The sequence below is a fragment of the Caulobacter sp. UNC358MFTsu5.1 genome (assembly GCF_000712075.1).
Taxonomy (GTDB): Bacteria; Pseudomonadota; Alphaproteobacteria; order Caulobacterales; family Caulobacteraceae; genus Caulobacter.
Map to the genome: position 1 here is coordinate 734,542 of NZ_JONW01000006.1, position 20,811 is coordinate 755,352.

11 protein-coding genes and 1 pseudogene are annotated in these 20,811 nt (G+C 70.0%); 7 read left to right on the forward strand and 5 right to left on the reverse strand.

Translation table 11 applies throughout. From position 1 onward, the window contains the following. Positions 1-201 precede the first annotated feature (201 nt). The 4 genes from BR39_RS0112145 to BR39_RS0112160 are packed head-to-tail and all read right to left on the reverse strand — an operon-like array spanning position 202 to position 6,197. On the reverse strand, positions 202-3,384 hold the full coding sequence (locus BR39_RS0112145; RefSeq protein ID WP_051695554.1) for an efflux RND transporter permease subunit: 3,183 nt from the start codon (positions 3,382-3,384) through the stop codon (positions 202-204). A 2-nt stretch (positions 3,385-3,386) separates the two neighbouring features. Further along, a complete protein-coding gene (locus tag BR39_RS0112150) occupies positions 3,387-4,541 on the reverse strand; it encodes an efflux RND transporter periplasmic adaptor subunit (protein WP_156035744.1) in 1,155 nt (384 codons plus the stop codon). Then, positions 4,538-5,782, reverse strand: a complete 1,245-nt coding sequence (locus BR39_RS0112155) for a TolC family protein (RefSeq protein WP_029911906.1) — start codon at positions 5,780-5,782, stop codon at positions 4,538-4,540. Before BR39_RS0112155 ends, BR39_RS0112150 begins: the two co-directional genes overlap by 4 nt. Positions 5,783-5,834: 52 nt before the next feature. Further along, positions 5,835-6,197, reverse strand: coding sequence for a hypothetical protein (locus tag BR39_RS0112160; RefSeq protein WP_081916722.1), 363 nt, complete (start codon positions 6,195-6,197; stop codon positions 5,835-5,837). Positions 6,198-6,407: 210 nt separating this feature from the next. Here BR39_RS0112160 and BR39_RS0112165 point away from each other — a divergent pair, with 210 nt between their 5' ends. The 7 genes and pseudogenes from BR39_RS0112165 to BR39_RS0112195 form a co-directional block, all read left to right on the forward strand. After that, positions 6,408-8,540 (forward strand): type I secretion system permease/ATPase, encoded by a 2,133-nt coding sequence (locus tag BR39_RS0112165; protein ID WP_156035745.1) that lies wholly within the window; start codon positions 6,408-6,410, stop codon positions 8,538-8,540. Continuing rightward, entirely contained in the window at positions 8,537-9,931 is a 1,395-nt protein-coding gene (locus tag BR39_RS0112170) for an HlyD family type I secretion periplasmic adaptor subunit (RefSeq protein WP_029911916.1), read from the forward strand. Before BR39_RS0112165 ends, BR39_RS0112170 begins: the two co-directional genes overlap by 4 nt. A 1,046-nt stretch (positions 9,932-10,977) precedes the next feature. Beyond that, on the forward strand, positions 10,978-16,704 hold the full coding sequence (locus BR39_RS27355; protein WP_029911920.1) for a DUF4214 domain-containing protein: 5,727 nt from the start codon (positions 10,978-10,980) through the stop codon (positions 16,702-16,704). Positions 16,705-16,802: 98 nt separating this feature from the next. Beyond that, complete coding sequence (locus BR39_RS0112180; RefSeq protein ID WP_029911922.1) at positions 16,803-17,255, forward strand: toxin-activating lysine-acyltransferase; 453 nt, start codon at positions 16,803-16,805, stop codon at positions 17,253-17,255. A 9-nt stretch (positions 17,256-17,264) separates the two neighbouring features. Next, positions 17,265-17,855 (forward strand): hypothetical protein, encoded by a 591-nt coding sequence (locus BR39_RS0112185; RefSeq protein ID WP_029911925.1) that lies wholly within the window; start codon positions 17,265-17,267, stop codon positions 17,853-17,855. Continuing rightward, a complete protein-coding gene (locus tag BR39_RS0112190; RefSeq protein ID WP_231499446.1) occupies positions 17,849-19,444 on the forward strand; it encodes a TolC family outer membrane protein in 1,596 nt (531 codons plus the stop codon). The genes BR39_RS0112185 and BR39_RS0112190 overlap by 7 nt, the downstream gene beginning before the upstream one ends. 93 nt (positions 19,445-19,537) lie before the next feature. Next, positions 19,538-19,843 (forward strand): annotated as a pseudogene (locus BR39_RS0112195) (DUF1244 domain-containing protein); the annotation flags it as partial. 74 nt (positions 19,844-19,917) lie between these two features. Here BR39_RS0112195 and BR39_RS0112200 read toward each other — a convergent pair. Next, positions 19,918-20,757: an outer membrane beta-barrel protein gene (locus BR39_RS0112200; RefSeq protein ID WP_029911933.1), complete on the reverse strand. Its 840-nt coding sequence runs from the start codon at positions 20,755-20,757 to the stop codon at positions 19,918-19,920. Between the last annotated feature and the right edge of the window lie 54 nt (positions 20,758-20,811).

The window sequence follows — 20,811 nt, forward strand, 5'->3', positions numbered from 1 at the left end:
CCCTACATGGCACGCCAAAAATTGGCAATTCAAAAGCAAAGACAATTACATATCGTGCTACAGCGTGCCCTGGCGAAAGGCCGGAAAAACCGCCTGAGGCCTCTACGAATCTGAGGGTCGGACGTTCGAATCGTTCCGGGCGCGCCATTTTCTCCCAAGTTTCTAGCTGGTTTCCGCCCCGCCGATTTCGCGGGCGTCGGCTTATGCATGCTCGCGCGCCTCGCCGTGCATCCAGCCCTTCCTCGCCAGCCAGGCCGCGAAGACCGGCAGGGCCAGAAGGGTCAGCGACGTCGAGGTCAACAGGCCGCCGATGACGACGGTGGCCAGCGGCTTCTGCACTTCCGCGCCGGGGCCGACGGCGACCGCCATGGGCAGGAAGCCGAGCATGGCGACCAGCGCCGTTGTCAGGACCGCCCGGAGGCGGCTCACCGTGCCCGACACCACCGCCTCGACCGGTTCGAGCCCGTCGGCGAGTTGCCGCCTTATGCTCTGCATCAGCACCAGGCCGTTCAAGGTCGCCACGCCCGAGACGGCGATGAAGCCGACGGCCGCCGAGATCGAGAACGGCGCGCCGCGCAGGGCCAGGGCCGCCGCGCCGCCGACCAGGGCCAGGGGCACGCAGGCGAAGACCAGGGCCGCCTCCGCCGCCGAGCCCAGGGCGAAGTAGAGCAGGATCGCGATCACCAGGAAGACGACCGGCACGATGACCGCCAGGCGCGCCGAGGCCCGCTCCAGGTTCTCGAACTGGCCGCCCCAGTCCAGCCACGAGCCGGCGGGGAGGGGAACCTCGTCGCGCACGGCGGCCTTGGCGTCGGCGACGAAGCCGCCCAGGTCGCGGCCCCGCACATTGGCCTGGACGATGATCCGGCGCTTGCCGTTCTCGCGGCTGATCTGGTTGGGGCCCTCGCTGGCGTCGAAGCGGGCCAGGGTCGAGAGCGGGATCGCCGCCGTGCCGCGCGGCGCGCCTTCCGGCATGACCGGAAGCTGGCCCATGACGGCCGGGTCGTTGCGCCGCTGCTCGTCCAATCGGACCACGACGTCGAACCGCCGGTCGCCCTCCAGGATATGCCCGGCCTCGCGCCCGCCCAGGCCGATGGCCAGGGCGTCGGCGGCGTCGCTGGCGTGGACGCCCAGCGCGGCGGCGGCCGTGCGGTCCACCGTGGCGGTGACGGTGGGCTGGCCCGAGACCTGCTCGACCTTGACGTCGGCCGCGCCCCGCACCCCGCGCAGCGTCTTGGCGATCTTCCGGGCGGTCTGGTCCATGACCGCGAAGTCGTCGCCGTAGACGCTGACGGCGACATCGGAGCGGACCCCGGCGATCAGCTCGTTGAACCGCATCTGGATCGGCTGGGTGAACTCGTAGGCGTTGCCCAGGTGCTTGCCCAGGGCGCTTTCCATGCGCTCGACCAGCGCCGCCTTCGGCAGGCGCGGATCGGGCCAGTCCTTGCGCGGCTTGAGGATGACGAAGGTGTCCGAGGCGCTGGGCGGCATCGGGTCCGAGGCGATCTCGGCGGTGCCGGTGCGGGTGAACACCAGGGCGACCTCGGGCATGGCCGCCAGGGTCTTCTCGACCCGGAACTGCATGGCCTGGCTCTGCTCCAGCGAGATCGACGGCACGCGCGCGGCCTGGACCAGCAGGTCGCCCTCATCGAGGGTCGGGATGAACTCGCGGCCCAGGCTCAGGAAGGCGACGAGGCCGATCAGCAGGGCCGCGCCGGCTCCGGTCGCCACCGCGATCGGACGGGCGACCAGGCGGCGCAGGGTCGGCTCGAACCGCGTCCGGACGGCGGTCATGACCCGGGTCTCGCCGTGCGCCCTGGGTTCGCCGATCAGCAGGGCGGCCATGGCCGGCACGAAGGTCAGGGACAGCAGGAACGCCCCGGCCAGGGCGAACATCACCGTCGCCGCCATGGGACCGAACATCTTGCCCTCGACGCCCTCGAAGGCCAGCAGCGGCGCATAGACCATCAGGATGATGGCCTGGCCGAAGGCGGCGGGCCGGGCCATTTCCCGGGCCGAGGCGGCCGCGATCCCGATCCGCTCGCGGGCGTCCAGGGGCCGTCCCAGGTCCGTCCGGCGCGAGGCCAGCCGGCCCAGGGTGTTCTCGATCACCACCACCGCGCCGTCGACGATCAGGCCGAAGTCAAGCGCGCCCAGGCTCATCAGGTTGCCGCTGATCCCGAACCGCCGCATGGCGATGGCGGCGAACAGGAACGACAGCGGGATGACCAGGGCGGTGATGATCGCCGCCCGGATGTTGCCCAGGGCCACGAACAGCACCGCGATGACCAGCAGGGCGCCGAAGGCCAGGTTGTGCTCGACGGTGCGGATGGTGGCGTCCACCAGGTCCGTGCGGTCCAGCACCGGCCTGACCACCACGCCGGCCGGGAGGCTGGCCTGGATGTCCTTCAGCCGCTCGCCCACGCGCGCGGCGACGGTGCGGCTGTTCTCGCCGGCCAGCATCAGGGCGGTGCCGATGACGACCTCTCGTCCCGCCTCGCTGGCCGAGCCCAGGCGCGGGGCCTGGCCGACGACGACGGTGGCCACGTCGGAGACGCGGATCACCGCCGAGCCGCGACGGCCCACGGGGGTCTCCGCCAGTTCGGCCAGGGTCTTCACCTTCGCGTCGGCGCGGACGATATAGGCCTCGCCGCCGCGCTGGACGTAGCCGGCGCCCTCGACGCGGTTGGCGTGCTCCAGGGCGTCGATCAGCTGCGGCAGGCTGATGCCGAAGGCCGACAGCTTGGCCGGGTCGGGCTGGACGACATACTGCTTCACATAGCCGCCCAGCACATCGACCCCGGCCACGCCCTTCAGCGTCTTCAGCTGGGGGGCGACGATCCAGTCCTGGACCGTGCGCAGATAGGTGGCCTTCTCGATGTCGGTGGTCAGCCGGTCGCCCTCGGGGGTGACATAGGGCGCGCCGGGGCGCGCCGCTGGGCCCGACAGCTCGACCGTCCAGATATAGACCTCGCCCAAGCCGGTGACTGGCGGCCCCATGCGGGGCTCCAGCCCGTCAGGCAGGGTGGCGCGGGCGGCCTGGAGGCGCTCGTTGATCAGACTTCGGGCGACATAGAGGTCGGTGGCGTCGGTGAAGACGGCGGTGATCTGCGAGAAGCCGTGGCGCGACAGCGAGCGGGTCTCGACCAGGCCGGGGATGCCGGCCAGGGCCGTCTCGACCGGGAAGGTGACCTGGCGCTCGACCTCCTCGGGGCCGAGGGCCGGGGCGATGGTGTTGATCTGCACCTGGCGGTTGGTGATGTCGGGGACCGCGTCGATGGGCAGGCCGGCGAGCTGGGCGCCGCCATAGGCCAGCAAGGCCGCGGCCAGCAGGGCGACGATCCAGCGGAAGCGGACGGAGAGGTCGATCAGGCGGTTCAGCATGGTCAGTCCTCGTGTCCCGCTTCGCCCTTGCCGAGTTCGGCCTTGAGCAGGAAGGCGCCCTTGCCGGCGATGCGTTCGGACCCGGTCAGGCCGCGCAGGATCTCGGTCGAGCCGGCGGCGACCCGCCCCGGCGTCACCGGCCTGGCGCGGAACCCCTCGGCCTCGACCACGAAGACCACGGGGCGGCCCTCGACGGTCTGGACGGCTTCGCTGGGCACGATGATCGCGCCGCCGCCGACCGCTCCCGTCATGACCCGCGCGGAGACGACGGACCCGACCGGTGCGGTCCTGCCCCAGGGCGTCGCCCGGACCGTGGCGGTGTTGCTCCCGGACGCGCCGGGCGCCACGGCGGTGATGGTGGCCGGCGCCTGCTGGCCGTCCGGGGTCTGCACCTGGATCACCTGGCCGAGTCGGATGGCGCCGGCGGCGACGGCGGGCGCGTCGAAGACGTATTCGGCGCGGCTCTGGTCGGCGACCTCGGCGACGAGCGCGCCCTGGGTCAGGAAGCCGCCGACCTGGGTCTCGATCCGGGTGACGACTCCGGAAATGGGGCTGCGCAGGACGGTGACGCCGTTGGCGCCCGGCCCGCCCATGGCGCGGACCTGGGCCTGGGCGGCGCGATAGTCGGCCTGGGCCTTCTCGGCGGCGGCCTGGCTGGCTTCCCAGTCCTGGCGGGCGACGACGCCGGCCTCGAACAGGCGGCGGTCGCGGCCGGCGGCGGCCTGGGCCGCCCGCGCCCCGGCCCCGGCGGCGTCGAGGCTGGCGCGGCCCGAGGCGGCGTCGGCGCTGCGCAGGGTGGCGATGGGCGATCCGGCGGCGACGCTGGCGCCGGCCGAGACGTGGACGCGCTCCACCGCGCCCGACACCGGCGCGCCGAGCGCGGCCAGGGCGTTGGCAGCCAGGGTCACGCGTCCGGGCAGCAGGATGTCCGCGCCGCCGCCGCGTCCCGGCGTGACGACCGAAACCCCGGCCGCCGCGGCGTCGGCGAGTTTCAGGGGCACGAGGTCGGTCGCGCCGTGCTCCCCGGGCTCGCCGCCTTCTTCTTCATGGGCCGGCGGGGCCGGGCGATGTGCGGTGAATTGGGCGGCGCCGTAGCCGAGACCGGCGGCGGCGACGAGGGCGGCCGCCGAGGCAATGAGGGAGCGACGAGCGATCACGGCTGATCTCCGAAGGGAATGCGGCCCTGGGCGCGGGCGAGGTCGGCGAACGCCTTGACGCGCGCCAGCTTGGTTTCGACGGCCCGTCCCCGCGCGGCGATCAGGTCGCGGCGGGCGGCCAGCAGTTCGGACAGCGGCAGGCGGCCGGCGTCGTAGCCGATCCGGGCCAGGCGATAGGCCTCGGACGCGGCGCCTTCCGCCTGGCGGGAGGCCTCTAGGGTCTGGCCGGCGGCGGCGACCTGGGCGGACGCGGCGCGGCGGTCGCCGTCCTGTTCGGCCTGGGCCATGGCCAGCCGGGCCTGGGCGACCTGGGCGTTGGCCGTGGCGGCGACGACCGCGCCTCGGTTGCGATCGAACAGCGGCAGGGGAACCGAGACGCCGAACACCGCCGCCGTGGAGTCGTCGCTCTGGAACTGGCGGACCCCGAAGCTGACGGCGAGGTCGGGCGTGCGCCGCGCGCGCTCCACGGCGATCCGGCGCTCGGCGGCGTCCCGCTCGGCGCGGGCGGCCGCGACGGCGGGACTGAAAGCCGGCTCGGTCGGCGGTGCGGCGGGGGCGGCGTCGAGGAGACCCCCGGCGACGGCGGTGTAGGTCTCGGGCGAACCGGTCAGGGCGCTCAGTCGGGCCAGGGCGGTCTCGGCCTCGGCCTGGGCGGCGGCCAGGTCCGCGCGGGCCGTGGCCAAGCCGGCCTCGGCCTGGACGGCCCGCACCTGGGCCTCCTTGCCGTTGTCCACCAGCAGGCGGGCGGCCCTGGCGTCGGCCCGGGCCAGGTCGACGCCGTCCCGGGCGATGGCGAGGCGCTGCTGGGCCGCTTCGGCGTCAGCGTAGGCCAGCGCCAGGCCGCGGGCGAAGTCGACCTGACCCAGGGCGGCGCGCGCCTGGGCGGCGGCGAGGTCGGCCTGGGCCGCGGCGGTCCGTGCGGCGCGCTTGCCGCCCAGCTCCAGCGGCTGCTCGATCGACAGGGTCGTCTCGGCGCCGTCGAAGTCCTTGTAGGGACCGGAGCCGGCGGCGTTCTCGACCATCAGGCCCAGGGTCGGGTTGGGACGGGCGGCGGCCTGCGTCGCCTGCCCCTCGGCCGCGCGGGTCTCGGCGGCGCCCAGCGCCAGGCGCGGCGCGGAGGCCCGGGCCTGCGTCAGCAGGGTCTGGAAGGTCGGGGCGGTCTGGGCCGCGACCGGCGTGCAGAGCACCCCGGAAGCGACGCAGGCCAAGGCCGCGCGCAGCGGCCATCGGTTCGATGACATGAAGGTTCCTCGCGAAGGATGAGCGACGGCGCGCGAAAGGCGCGCGGATCGTTCAGGCGCGAGGCGGTCGGTCGAGGCCGGAGAGGACGCGCGAGGCCAGGACGTGGACGGCCGCCGTCGCGTGCCCGGAGGCGGCGGGGGGCAGGGCGGCGACGTCCGCGACGGCCGCATCCAGCATGGCGCCGCCGTGATGGCAGTGGCCGCCGACGCAGCACGCGGCCTCGCAGGGCGCGTTGTGGTCCCGCTGATCGCCCTGGACGGCCTGGACGACGGCGGTCTCGACGCCGACGACGGGCGCGCCGTCCTCGCAGACGCAGGCCGCCATGCCGACCGTGGGCGCGACGACGAGCAGCGCCAGGACGCAGGCGGCCATCAGGCCGCTCAGGTTCCGCCACCATGTCATCGTTCGACGCATGGTCGTCCTATAGCTTCGGGGGGCGAGCTTGAGAACGTGTTACATGATCACGCCAAGGCCCCCGGCCGCCGAAGTCGCGCCGATGACCCCGAGCGGTCGCCGACCGTCGTTCTCCCGAAATCACGCGTGGTTCCGTCTCCACCGACGATATGCCGCTTGCAATCAAGCGCCTATTCCGCGAGTTAAATCTCCAGGTTGCGGGGGCGACGCGTGAGTGAGTATCGAGCCGAGGCTGACGGTGGCCTCGCCTGTCTGGTTTTGTTGCTCGGCTTCCATCAGATCGGAGCCGATCCGCAGCAATTACGCCATGCCCTGGGGCAGGCGGGCAAGGCGGACGCGGGCGATCTGGTGCGCCTGGCCCGCAGGCTCGGCGCCAAGGCCAAGCTCGCGAACCTGCCGATATCCCGCCTCCAGGACGCGCCCCTGCCGGTGATCGCCCGGGGGCGCGGCGGCGACTTCTTCATCCTGGCCAAGGTCGCCGACGGCGAGGTCCTGGCGCAATGGCCGGGCCAGGCCCCCAGGACGCTGTCCCTGACCGAGCTCTCGGCCGCCTGGGCCGGCGAGGCGGTGCTCGTGACCACGCGCTCGGAGATCCCCGGCGGCGCCAAGTTCGACGTCACCTGGTTCATCCCCGCCCTGGTCAAGTACCGCGGCCTGCTGGGCGAGGTCCTGGCCGCCTCGTTGACCCTGCAGCTGTTCGCCCTGGCGACGCCCCTGATCTTCCAGGTGGTGATCGACAAGGTCCTGGTGCATCGCGGCCTGACCACTTTGGACGTGCTGGCGATCGGCCTCGCGGCCGTGATCCTGATGGAGACCCTTCTGGGCGGGCTGCGGGCGGCGCTGTTCACCCACACCACCAGCCGGGTCGACGTCGAGCTGGGCGCGCGGCTCTATCGCCACCTGCTGGCGCTGCCCATGGCCTATTTCGAGAGCCGCCGGGTGGGCGACACCATCGCCCGGGTGCGCGAGCTGGACACCATCCGCGAGTTCCTGACCTCCTCGTCGGTCACCCTGATCATCGACCTGCTGTTCACGGTCATCTTCCTGGTGGTGATGTGGTTCTATTCGCCGTGGCTGATGCTGATCGTGCTGATCGCCATCGCCCTCTACGCCCTGGTCGCAGGCCTGCTGACCGGACCCCTGCGCCGGCGCATCGAGGAGCGCTTCCAGCGCGGCGCCGAAAGCCAGGCCTTCCTGGTCGAGAGCGTGGCCGGCATGCAGACGCTCAAGGCCTCGGCCGTCGAGCCTCAGATGCAGAGCCGCTGGGAGCGACTGCTGGCCGCCTATGTGGGGGCGGGTTTCCGCGCCGCGCGGCTCAACATCTGGGGCGGCCAGGCCATCCAGCTGATCAACAAGGCCTCGACCGTCCTGATCCTCTATATCGGCGCGCGCCTGGCCCTGGGCGGCAAGATGACCGTCGGCGAGCTGGTGGCCTTCAACATGCTGGCCGGGCGGGTGGCCGAACCGGTCCTGCGGCTGGCGGGCCTGTGGCAGCAGTTCCAGGAGGCGCGGGTCGGCGTCGCGCGCCTGGGCGACGTGCTCAACACCCCTACCGAGGCCCAGTTCTCGCCGTCGCGGGCGGCCCTGCCGCGCATCGAGGGGCGGGTCGCCTTCGACGACGTCACCTTCCGCTACAAGCCGGGCGGGCGCGAGGCGTTGCGCCGCGTCAGCCTGTCGGTCGAGCCCGGCGAGGTGCTGGGCATCGTCGGTCCCTCGGGGTCGGGCAAGTCGACCCTGACCAAGCTGGTCCAGCGCCTGTACGTGCCCGAGAGCGGCCGCGTGCTGGTCGACGGCGTGGACCTGGCCCAGGTGGACCCGGCGTGGCTGCGCCGGCAGGTCGGCGTGGTGCTGCAGGAGAACCTGCTGTTCAACCGCTCGGTGCGCGACAACATCGCCCTGGCCGACCCGGCCTTGCCGATGGAGGCGGTGATGGCCGCCGCCACCATGGCCGGCGCCCATGAGTTCATCCTCGAACTGCCCGAGGGCTACGACACGGTGCTGGAGGAGCGCGGCGCCAACCTGTCGGGCGGCCAGCGCCAGCGGATCGCCATCGCCCGGGCCCTGATCACCAATCCGCGCCTGCTGATCCTGGACGAGGCGACCAGCGCCCTGGACGCCGAGAGCGAGGCGATCCTGCAGAAGAACATGCGCCAGATCGTGCGCGGCCGGACGGTGATGATCATCGCCCACCGGCTGTCGGCGATCCGCATCGCCGACCGCATCGTGACCATGGAGAACGGGGCGATCGTCGAGACCGGCGACCACGAGACCCTGATGGCCGCCGGCGGCCGCTACGCCCAGCTCTGGCGCGCCCAGACCCACGGCTACGGAGCCGAGCAATGAGCCTGGTCGGCCATGCCCGGGTCCTGGTCCAGGCCTGGAAGGACGAGACCGCCCGCCGCAAGGCCGGCGCCCGGGCCCGGATCGAGACCCAGTTCCTGCCCGCGGCCCTGGAGATCGCCGAGACCCCGCCCTCGCCGATCGGCCGGGCCATCACCTGGACGATCATCGTCGGGGTCTGCGGGACCCTGGTCTGGTCTTGCTGGGCCAAGGTCGACACCGTCGCCGTGGCCGAGGGGCGGCTGGTGCCGACGGGGCGCCTGCGCAGCGTCGAGCCCTCGGACCCGGGCACCGTCCGCGCCATCGCCGTGCGCGAGGGCGAGCACGTGCGCCCCGGCCAGCTGCTGATCGCCCTGGACCCGACCGTTGCCGACGCCGACGCCGAGAGCGCTACGACCGAGCTCTCCACCGCCGGCCTGACCCTGGCCCGGGCCAACGCCCTGCTCAGCTACAGCCGCGGCGGCGGCGCGGCCGTGGTCGCCCCGCCGGGCGCCGAGGCCAGCGCCGCCGAGGCCGAGCGCCAGGTGGTGGCCGCCCGCATCCAGGCCTACGAGGCCAAGCGCGCCTCGCTGGCCGAGCGGCGGGCCGGCGCCGAGGCCTCGGCCCGCTCGGCCCAGGCCGAGATCGTCAAGCTGGAACGCACCCTGCCGATCCTCCAGCGCCAGCTGGACGACCAGAAGATGCTGGAGGCCAAGGGCTACGGCGCCCGCCAGAAGCTGCTGCAGCAGGAACAGGCCATGGTCACCGCCGAGCAGGACCTGGTCGCCCAGCGCGGCCGCCTGGACGAGGCCCGCGCCCAGGTCGCCTCCCTGGCCCGCGACGCCGCCGAGCTGACCCAGCAGTTCGTCGGCCAGGCCGCCCAGGAGCGCGCCGAGGCGGAAGGCCTGGCCGCCACCCGCGCCGACGCCCTCAAGAAGGCCGAGCAGAAACAGGGCCTGCAGACCCTCAGCGCCCCGGTCGGCGGGATCATCCAGGCGGTGTCGGTCACCACCCTGGGCGAGGTGGCCGAGACCGGCAAACCGATCGTCACCATCGTGCCCGACGGCGAGGCCCTGGTGGTCGAGGCCCTGGTCCTGGGCCGCGACATCGGCTTCGTCCACGTCGGCGACCGCGCGGTGATCAAGCTGGAGGCCTATCCGTTCACCCGCTACGGCACCCTGACGGGCGAGGTCGTCCAGGTCTCGCCGGACGCCATCGTCGACGAGAAGCGCGGCCTGGTGTTTCCCGTGCGGGTAAGGCTGTCATCGACGCGACTTAGGGTTGACGGCCGACAAGCTCTGCTGTCCGCTGGCATGAGCGCTTCGGTCGAGATCGTGACGGGGAAACGGCGGGTGATCGAGTTCGTGTGGTCGCCGGTCGCGAAGACGGTGAGCGAGGCGGGGAGGGAGCGGTGAGAATATATCCAGCCAGAATACCTGCTAGGGTCGCGGATTTCTGGCGCGCAGGCGGGCGATATTCGAATATTGAATTATCTGTATAGGTCTCATTCAAAGTAATATCGCATACATACTTAATAAATATTCAATATCTCGCGGTAAAATACTAAACACTGTCGACTGAAGTTTGTAGGTGGGGTGGGTCAATGTCTTCTAATGTTATGCGGCAAGTTCAAACTCTGAACTCTGACCTGGCGATCTTTACGCTCAAGATGACCAGTTTGGGCAAGGCTTGGTCGACGCTGAACAATCAGAAAACAGACCTAAACCAAGCGGCGTTCGATCTGGCGGTGCATGACGCCACGGTGTCGTTCTCGACACTTGGCAAGGACGTCGTTGAGTTGATGGGCAACTCCAAGTTCGCGAAAGTCCTTGGAGTCGGGCTCGGCGGTTTGGGCCTCGTCGGCGACATCGCCTCGCTAAAGATGACACTTGACGAATATGCCGCCTTACAAGCGCAAGGGGCGCCCATCCCTTACAGTTTGAACGTCAAACTGGCGATTCAAGTCGGCAAGGTTTCGTTGGGGGTCATCTCCATCCTCGCGGAATTCGCGGCCGGCCCCGAACTGGCCGCGGTGGCGGGCGGTTCCATCCTGCTGCTAGAATTTGCAGGATTCGCCGCCGACTACCTGCCGTCCGGGGCGGATTCCGATGACCAGAAGAAGGAGCTTGCTTCCGTCAAGAGCCAACTCAATTCCGCAGCCAGACTCTATGCGCCCGATGCGCCGATCGTGATGCAAGAGTTGCTTGTCACGGGAACGCACAATTTCGACTTCTCAGGCACGAGCGGAAGATCGGCCAATTGGTTCTATCATGATCCTGAAAACAGCAAAGTTCAGGAGTTCCAGATTTGGAACAAATCTACGGGTAAACTACTCTTTACGATCGTCGATAACACAGGCCACCCGCGGACGTTTCCCTCTGGCGCGGACCTGGTGTTTCATACCGCGTCCGGAGATATCCGTGTCTCGCCCGACGGCTCCGTCACCAGGACAGTCAATGGCGTGACCACCAACGTGCCCCTGTCGACCACGGAGGGATCGTCCACGGTCATCGTCGTCGACGCCAACGGGATCACGGTCAACGAAGGTCTCAACAAGCCGGTGGATCTGTCGCACCCGACAAAGCACACGGCCCAAGAGAACGAAGACATCCTAGCGACGGCCGGCACGGTGGGTTCGATCATCGGCTCGAGCCTGGGCAGCATGCTGGCGGGCGATAACAAGATCGCCGGCATCGTGTACTCGTCGGTTCTGGGCGAGGTGGGCGAGCGCCTGGCCGCGGCGCTCGCGGCTCATGCGGCAGGCGAAACGGCGATGAACGTCGCTACGCAGGGCGGTCTGTCGGCCTTTGGCAGCGAAGTGGCCGTTCGGGCGGGGCAAGCCGCGATCGGTTCGGTCAGTTCCTGGCTCACGATGGAGCTTGGCCAGGCTCTTGGCCTGAAGGGTTTCGGCGCCGAGTTGTTCACGACGGTGGGATCGTCGGTGACAACCCGGGTTATCGCCAATCTGCTCGACGCGACGCTCGGCCCGAGCCAGATTTGGTCGGGCCTGGTCCCCAAAAGCACCGTCAACTCGCCCAACGCCGGGGGCATGGCGCTGGCCAACGCCGTCGGATCCTTCCTCGGCGCCAAGCTTGGCGCCATGGTCGTCAGCCCGCAAACCCAGGCCGGCGTGGCGCTGTCGTCGCTCGGCTCCGCTCTTGGGGCCTTCGCCGCCGGCAAGATCATCGGCCAGGTCACCGGCACGTGGATGAACCTGTTGGTTCCCGGCGTCGGCTCGTTCGTGGGCTTCGTGCTCGGCGCGTTGATCGGCAATTTGTTTGGCCGGAGAAAGCCCAAGATACCGACCGCCAGCGCCGAGACCGTGCTGCAGATTCCCTATGCGCAATATCAGTTGGGCGCGATCACGGTCACCAACAACGGCAATCGCGAGCTCGTCGTCTCGATGGCGTCTTCAGCCCGAGACATCCTCAACGACCTGATCAACAGGGTCGCCTATGTCAACACGACGACCTATGTCTCCAACCTCAACGGCTACGCCACAAACCAGACCTACGGCCACACCAACAGCCAGATCTATGTGAAGATCAACGGCGCCCAGACCAACTTCGCTTCGGCCGACCAGGCCGTGGAGTTCGGGGCCCTGACGGCGATCCGCAACACCAAGATCGTTGGGGGAGACATCTTCGCCAAGCGCGCCATCGCCCGCTCGGTCGCCGCCGACCTCACCTCCCTGTCCGGCGATCTGCAGATCGCCAGCGACTACCGCGCCTACGCTAAGAATCGCAGCCTGGTGAACGCGGCCATCACTGGCGCCTATGCCACCCTGACCGAGGCCGAGCAGAGCTACTACGCCGCCAACAAGGCGCTGATCGACAAGGCCCAGACGCAAGGGACTGCGGCTCTGACCGCCGGCGAATTGTCGATCTATAACGGCAACAAGGCGACCATCGACAAGATCATCGGCGCCCTGGAAAACCAGGCCCTGGCCAACCCCTGGATCATCACCCTGCAGCGGGTCAGCGAACTGGGCCTCGACAAGTGGACCCCCTCCGACTTCTACGGCGGTCTCCAGGGTTTCCTCTCCAGCTTCGACCTCTCCGGTCACGGCGTGGCGTTCGAGGACATCTACTTCCGCGACAACGGCAACTGGCAGGTCAAGATCGGCGCCTCGGGGCTGACCAAGGTCACCGACGTCGAGAGCGCGGCCGCCCAGGTCTGGCGGCTCTATGACGCGATCCTGCGGCGGGCTCCGGACCGGGCGGGCTTCGACGCCCACACGGCGATGGTGCGGAACGGCTCCAGCCTCAAGGACATCGCCACGATCTTCTACAACAGCGCGGAGTTCGCGCTCAGCGGCGCCAACAGCCTGAACAACGCCCAGTTCGTCGACTGGATGTACACCAACATCCTTCGTCGTCCGGCGGACGCCGGCAACGGCTGGGTGGCCCTGCTGAACGGCGGCATGAGCCGCGTGGACGCCTTGCTCGGCTTCTCGGAATCCGCCGAACACAAGCTGATCACCAACGCGACCCTGCTCGCCAACACCTGGATCGACGAGAAGGGCCTGGACCTGCTCTCGATGATGCCGACGGCGTCCAAGGACGGCCAGTCGGTGACGATCGACAGCTTCCCGTGGGCCATGAACTACGGAGGCGGCTATCGGTTCAGCAACGGAACCGGCGCCCAGGGCACCAGCAATTCGGATGTCGTCTGGTCGGCCAATGACGGGCCGATGATCCTCGACGACCAGCACACCGAGGTCGTCTGGCAGGACAACTGGCAGTACGACCCCTACGAGGGCGGCTGGTACAATTCGCCGACCGAGGACTACATCCAGAGCGACGGCGGCGACGACATCTTCGTCGGGGGCTCGGGCGGCGACCTCATGTACGGCCGCTCGGGTTGGGACTGGCTGGACGGCGGGGCGGGCGACGATGTCCTCTACGGCGGCGACCAGAACGACGTCCTGATCGGCGGCGCGGGCAATGATGTGCTCTTCGGCGAGGGCGGGGACGACTACCTGGCGGCCGGCGACGGGGCGGACGCCGCCTATGGCGGGGTGGGCGCCGACACACTGGCCGATGGCCAGGGGTCGGAATGCCTGCTGGGCGAGGATGGTGACGACACGTTCCTGATCGCCACAGACGCCACCTTCAACTGGTTCCTCGGCGGCACGTTCGATGCCGCCAGCGATCCGGCCGGCAAGGACACGATCAGCGCCGAGCGGATGACCGTCGGCGTCAGTTTCGACCTCGACTACAGACCGAGCGACTGGACCGCCAGCCACCCCGACGCCACCGCGGCCAACGCCGCCAGTCGTCAAGCCTTCGTCGTCAATGCGGCGACCGGCGCTTGGATCACCAGCGAGGGCCTGCTGAGCGTGGAGAACGCCACGGGGTCGCTCTACAACGACCGGCTCTACGGCACGGTGGGCGACAACGTCCTGAAGGGTTCGGCCGGCGACGACCTGATCTGGGGGCGCGGCGGCAACGACACCATCGAGGGCGGCGCCGGCGCCGACAGCATGGCCGGCGAGGGCGACTACGACTGGCTCAGCTATGCCGGGTCATCGGCCGGGGTCTATATCGACCTTTCCACCGGCGAGGCCTTTGGCGGCGACGCGGACGGCGACGTCTTCAGCGGGATGGAAGCCGTGCGCGGCTCCAAGTTCGCCGACCAACTGAAGGGCTACGACGGCGGCGACAACTGGCTGGACGGCGGCGACGGCGACGACTGGCTTGTCGCGACCACGGGCGCCGACGTCTATGTGGGCGGGGGCGGCAAGGACTTCGTCGACTATTCGGCGGCGACCTCGGGCGTCTCGTTGTACCTGGGCGGCTACACCCCGACCGGGACGACCAACGGCTACGGCTATACCGGCCTGGCCGCGAACCAGACCTATATCGGCGTCGAGGGCGTGGTCGGCACGGCCTATGGCGACAGCCTGTCGGCCGGCGACGGCGACCAGACCTTCGTGGGCGGGGCGGGCAACGACACGCTCAGCGGCGGCTCCGGAACCGACACCTATGTGCTGAACCTTGGCGACGGCGCCGACACCATCGTCGAGGACAACGGTGGCTGGAACGTGCTGTCCCTGGGCGAGGGGATCACGGTCTCCAACCTGATCGTCGGGACGGCGGGGGGAGCGAACGGCTGGCTGAGCCTGTCGGTTCGCGGCGGCAACGCCTCGGCCTATGTGGGCGGCAATTTCGCGCAGCTGACCAACGCCCGGGTCAAGACCATCGACCTGAACGGCGGCGGACAGCTCGACATCGGCAGCATCGACTACGCCGTCGGCGGCGTCACCGACAACGCCGACACCCTGGTCGGCCTCAGCGGCGAGCACTACGACCTGATCGTCGGGCTCAACGGCGCCGACACGATCCGGGGCATCGCCGCGGGTCAGGTGGAATCCAAGGGCAACGTGATCATCGGCGGGCTGGGCGACGACACCATCTACACGTCCGGCGGCGACGACCAATTCGCCTATGATCGGGGGGATGGCTTCGACACCATCACCGACGACGGCGGCGAGGACACCCTCGTGTTCGGCTCGACGGTGTCGGCCGAGGACGTGATCTACCAGGTGGTGGGCTCGGACCTCTATATCGGCGCCAAGAGCGCGACCGACCCCTCCCAGACCGCGTCGCAGGTCGCCGACCATGTCAAGATCATCGGCGGCGGCGTGAAGTGGATCGAGTACGACCCCTATGGCCAGCCCACCGGGACCTCGTTCATCAGCACGGTGGAGTACGTGGTCGCGGGCGGGACGTCGATCGACCTGCGCAAGCTGGACATCAACTGGACCCCGCAGACCTACGTCAACTACAGCAACTACTATCCGATCGCCCTGGACCTGGACGGCGACGGGCTGAACCTGTCGTCGGTCGACGGCTCCAGCGTTGTGGTCAAGACCGCCCAGGGCGGGCTGTCGAAGATCGGCTGGGTGGGCCCCACGGACGGCTTCCTGGCGGTCGATCGCAACGGTGACGGGGCGATCAACACCCTGTCGGAGATCTCGTTCGTGCAGGACAAGCCGGGCGCGACCAGCGACCTGGAGGGCCTGCGCACCTGGGACACCGACGGCGACGGCCTGCTGGACAAGGCCGACAAGGACTTCTCCAAGATCCTGCTGTTTGTCGACGCCAACCAGAACGGACGCTCCACGGCCAAGGAACTGCGCACGCTCGAAGAGGCGGGCATCGTGGCGATCAATCTGGGCGGAACGGCCACCGGCTATACGCGCGAGATGACCACCGAGAGCTTCGTGCAGAACACCCTCAGCTTCGTGTGGGCCGACGGGCGCACGGGCGCGGGCTACGACGTGGCGCTGGCCCGACGCGTGCTGGGCTCCGAAGGCCTCTACGCCGGCGAGTACCAGGCCGAGTGGGGCGCGCGCGACGAAGACGGCGTGCTGGGCCAGCTGCTCAACGATCCCAAGACCGCGGCCAAGGCCGCCCGGATCAAGGCCAAGAAGGGGCTGCTGGACAAGCTCGGCGCGACCTATGCGGAGGTCAAGGCCGCCGCCCAGGTCGATTTCTCCGACCACGACAAGGTCGATGCGGCGATCGCCAAGCGCTGGAAGAAGATGGACGCCTCCCAGCAGGCCGCCTGGTTGTCGGGTCAGGCCAGCGGCATGGACGGCCAGAAGAACCTGGCGGGGCTGAAGGCGATCTCGTCGCAGCAGTCGCTGAGCAACGCCCTGAGGCGCGGGGCCCAGGCCGGTTCGGACCTGGTCGCCCAAGGGCTGACCCAGGCCGCCGCCGGGGTCTCGTCCAGCGGGCCGGCATCGTCGTCCGCCGGCGGCCAGGGCGGGCCCGGCGGACTGGGCGTGGACTTCGGCCTGGCGTCCAGCGGACTCGGCGGCGTCGCGGCCGGCGAGCCGGTCGATGGGCTGGTCTCGTCCGGCGCGGGCATCGGCCAGGATCAGGCCTGGTGGCGCGGCGAGACCGGCGACGGCCTGGCCGGCGCCGGGTCGTTGGCGGCGCTGCTGGCGGCCATGGACCAGGGCCCGGGCGGCTCCGCGCCCGACGCGGGTTCGGCGGGCGACGACGGGGCCCTGCTGCAGCAGCAGATGCTGTTGCGCCAGGCCATGGCCGGGTTCGGCGGCCAGACCGGCGGTTCGGCGGCGATCTGGAACCGCGACGCGGCCCAGGCCTCGTCCGTCCTGGCCGCCGCCGGCCAGACGAACTTGCCCGCTGCGACCAATCTGGCCCTGGCGTCCTGATGCGATCCTGCTAGGACCCGCATAACGGTCGATTGGACCATCCCTATTTTCGTCGCCCGGCGTCTTCGCCGGGCGGCACAGGTCTTGGAGTTGAGATCATGGCCGAGGAGGCCAAAGGACAAGTCGCGGCGCCGCAGAAGACGGTGTCGCAGGTGCTGGGCGAAATCACTTGGCTGATGACCCAATCCCCCGTGCACAAGTCGCTGTTCATCGGCGACCTGGAATGGTTCGCCATGCCGGCCATCCTGCTGGAGCAGTTCCGGGTCTGGAACGGCCCCAACAGTCCGGCGGCGGTGGCGTTCTGGGCCTTCGTCTCCGACGATACCCAGGCGCGGCTGGAAGGCGGAGCCCACAAGCTTCGGCCCGACGAATGGAAGGGCGGCGAGAACCTGTGGCTGATCGAGCTGGTCGCGCCGTTCGGCGCGACCGACGAGATCCTGGCCGATCTCTCGACCAACGTCTTCGCCGGAGCGCCGTTCAAGTTCCACACCGTCGGTCCGGACGGCCAGCGGCGGGTCAGCGTCTATCCCGCGCTGGTGGGCCAGGCCTAAGACCCGGACATGGTTTTCGCTTCCGTCGCCCTGGCCGGGGCGTTGCACCTGGGGGAAGCGTCGTTCGCCGCGCCGCACGTCTCCCTGCCGCGCGCGATCGGGCTGCCTACCGAAGGCATGCGCCGCCGGGCGGGCTACAAAATCCGGACAAAGGCCTATCACCTGGCCGGCTGGGACATGCGCATCGAACGCGACGGCTTCACGGGGCTGACGCGCTGCCGGCTGTTCGCGCCGTCCGGCCTGGGGCAGGGGCGGATTTCCTACGCCGACGGGGTCCTCGGCTTTCATCTGGATCGCGACCGTGACGTCGCCCAGGCCTGGTACAGCGTCGACGACGCCGCGCCTCGGCCGTGGCGCGACGACTATCCGGTCCTGATCGCCCGGCGGGTGTCGCTGGAGGGCGGCAGCCTGGCCAACCCCACCGGCGGGGTGGTGCTGATCCCTCAGGAAATCCTGGCCGGCGCCCGGACGGTGACGATCCGCGCCGACCGCGACGTCGCGCCCAAACGCTTCCACCTCAAGGGCTTCGAACAGGCCCTGGCCGCGGCCCGCGCCAACGGCTGCGCCGATCCGGCCGCCTTCTCGCGCGCGGCATGGTAGCCGCCCGACCCTGCTGGATGGCGGTCGGGGGCGTGGCCACGGCCGCCCTGTCGATGCTGGCCGCCTCGGTCGGTCCCGCGCGGGCCGATACGCTGGTCGAGGCCATCACCCGAGCCTACCAATCCAACCCCACCCTGCAGAGCCAGCGCTACGAGCTGCGGGCGTTGGACGACGCCTATGTCCGGGCCCATGCCGGTCTGCGACCGTCGGCCGAGCTGCAGATCACGGGAGACTACGCCGACAACCGGGCCGGCGACGCCACCCAGGCCCTGCGCCTCGTCGCGGACCCCCTGGCGGGGCGGCGCCTGGAGAGCAACCAGGGGCAGGCCAAGATCGTCATCGAGCAGCCGCTCTACAGCGGCGGCCAGGCCAGCGGGGCGGTCGATCTGGCCGCCTTGCGGATCCGCGCCGGCCGCGAGGCGCTGCGCGGGGCCGAGGGGGATCTGATCCTGCAGGTCATCGCCGCCTATGCCGACGTCCGCCGCGACCTGGAGAGCCTGGCCGTCCGTCGCGCCAACCTGGCGGCGTTGGAGCGCCAGCTGGACATCGTCCGGGCCCGCCAGGAGGCCGGGGAGGTCACGCGCACCGACGTCGCCCAGGCCCAGGCCCAGCTGGAAGCGGTCAGGACGCAGATCACGCTGGCGCAGGTCCAGCTGCAGGCCAGCCGGGCGAACTACGCCGCCCTGGTCGGCGATGGGCCCGGCGAGCTGGCGCCCGAGCCGCAGCTGCCGTTCTTGCCGGACCAGCTGGAGACCGCCTTCGACCTGGCCGAGGCGGACAATCCGGACTTGGCCCAGGCCAAGCTCACCGAGCAGCAGAGCCGCCGCCAGGCCGACCTGGCCAAGAGCGCCGGCCGGCTCGCGGTCTCGGCGCGCACGAGCTACGGCTCCACCGGCGAGCTGGCGCCGTTCTACGCCCAGGACCAGGACGTGGCCTGGACGGCGTCGATCTCCATCACCAAGCCCCTCTATGCGGGGGGAGCCTACCAGGCCGGCTACCACGAGGCGCTGAACCGCAACGGCGCGGACCGGCTGCGCCTGGAGGCGGCGCGGCGCCAGGTGATCCAGAACGTGCTCTCGGCCTGGAACCAGGCCGCCGCCGGGCGCGCCAACATCAAGGTCCAGCTGGCCCAGGTCGCCGCCGCCCAGATCGCCTTCGACGGCATGAGCGAAGAGTTCCGGGTCGGCCAGCGCTCGACCCTGGACGTGCTGGTGGCGGAACAGAACCTGCGCGAGGCGCAGCTGGCCCTGCTCGGGTCGCGGCGGGACGCCTATGTCGCCGAGGCGGCCCTGCTGCGCCAGACCGGTCGCCTCGAGCTGCGCGCGCTGACGCAGGGCGCGCCGCTCTATGACCCGTCCGCCCATCTGCGCGCCGTGAAATCGGACGGGGCCGTGCCGTGGGAGGGCCTGGTCGGCGTCGTGGACCGCGCCTTCGCCTCGAAGGCCGGGTCGGTGTCCCTGGAGCAGCCGCCCGCGCCCGTCGGCCCGCCGGTGCTCGTCGAAGGGTCGGCGAACGGGCCGGCGGACCGCCCCCTGGGCGAGCACAGCCGAACCACGCCCATTCCCGGAACCGTCGGGTACGAGCGATGAGGACCGCGCCCGGCATGTCCGTGTCGGCGGCGGTGTTGCCGTTCGGGTCCTGAGCGGCCAAATGAAGCTCAGGACGAATCCGAGCAAACGACCATGACCCATCCCATCGACGACCGTCTCGCCGCCGCCGCCTTCCATCGGCTGGTCGAGCATCTGCGCCTGCGCACCGATGTCCAGAACGTCGACCTGATGGGCGCGGCGGGGTTCTGCCGCAACTGCCTGGGCGACTGGGTCAGCGAGGCGTCGGAGGGGGCGCTGAGCAAGGACCAGGCCCGCGAAGCGGTCTACGGCATGCCTCAGGCCGAGTGGAAGGCGCGCCACCAGGGCCCGGCGACGCCCGAGCAGCTGGCGCGGATGGAGGCCAGCGTGGCGCTGAACGAGCGGCTGCGGACCGAGCGCGAGGCGCGGCTGGACGAGGCGCTGGACGAAAGCTTCCCGGCCAGCGATCCGCCGTCGATGACCGATCCGACGCGCTAGAAGGCGACCTGGGCGAAGAGGGCCGGACCCTTGAAGGTGTAGGACACCTCGCCGTTCCAGCGGTCCTTCTCGATGCCGAGATTGTAGTCGACGTACCGGTACATGACGCCGATGTCGACGTTCTTCCAGACGCGATAGGCGGCGCTGGCCTGGAGGTTGACCAGGCGGCCGTCATAGTCCGAGACCTTGAGCGACAGGTAGTCGGCTCGCCCGTTCAGCGTGATCTTGGGCGTGGCCTGATAGATCCCGTAGAGGCCGACCGTCGGCAAGGGCGCCAGGGCGTCGCGCTTGCGGTTCTCGGTCGAGAGCGCGGCCCCGCCCACATGGCCCTGGCCCTTCAGCCCGACCGTGAACTGGGTGACGTGCAGACCGACCACGACGCCCAGGTCGGCCTTGTCGTTCTTGACGAAGGAATAGCCGACCGCCACCCGATAGACATCGGTCTTGAATTCGCTGTCGATGGTCACGCCCGCCGGGAAGGTGACGTCGTCGAAGGTGAGATCGCGGTTGGCGGAGGTCGAGGCGTTGCGGTTGAGGGCGTAGTATTCGCCGATCACCGTCCAGCGATCGCCGATCCTGGCCCCGCCGAAGAGGGCGGGAAGGGACTTGCGGTCGCTCAGTTTCAGGTCGGATTCCAGGTCGATCTGCGTGCCCCGGGTGCCGGCGGTGTTGGACACCTCGACCGTGGTGTCGATGTCGGGCCAGAAGGCCTGCACCTGCAGCCAGTAGCGATCGTCCACCGATTGGGCATGGGCGGACGAGGCCATGGCGAGGAAGGCCGCGCCGATCGCCGCCCCCGTCGTCAGGAAGCCGGTCTTCGTGGACGATCGGGGCATGGCGTGTCTCCGCTTGTACCCGTCAAGCTGAGCGTGGAGGGGCCATGAACCAAT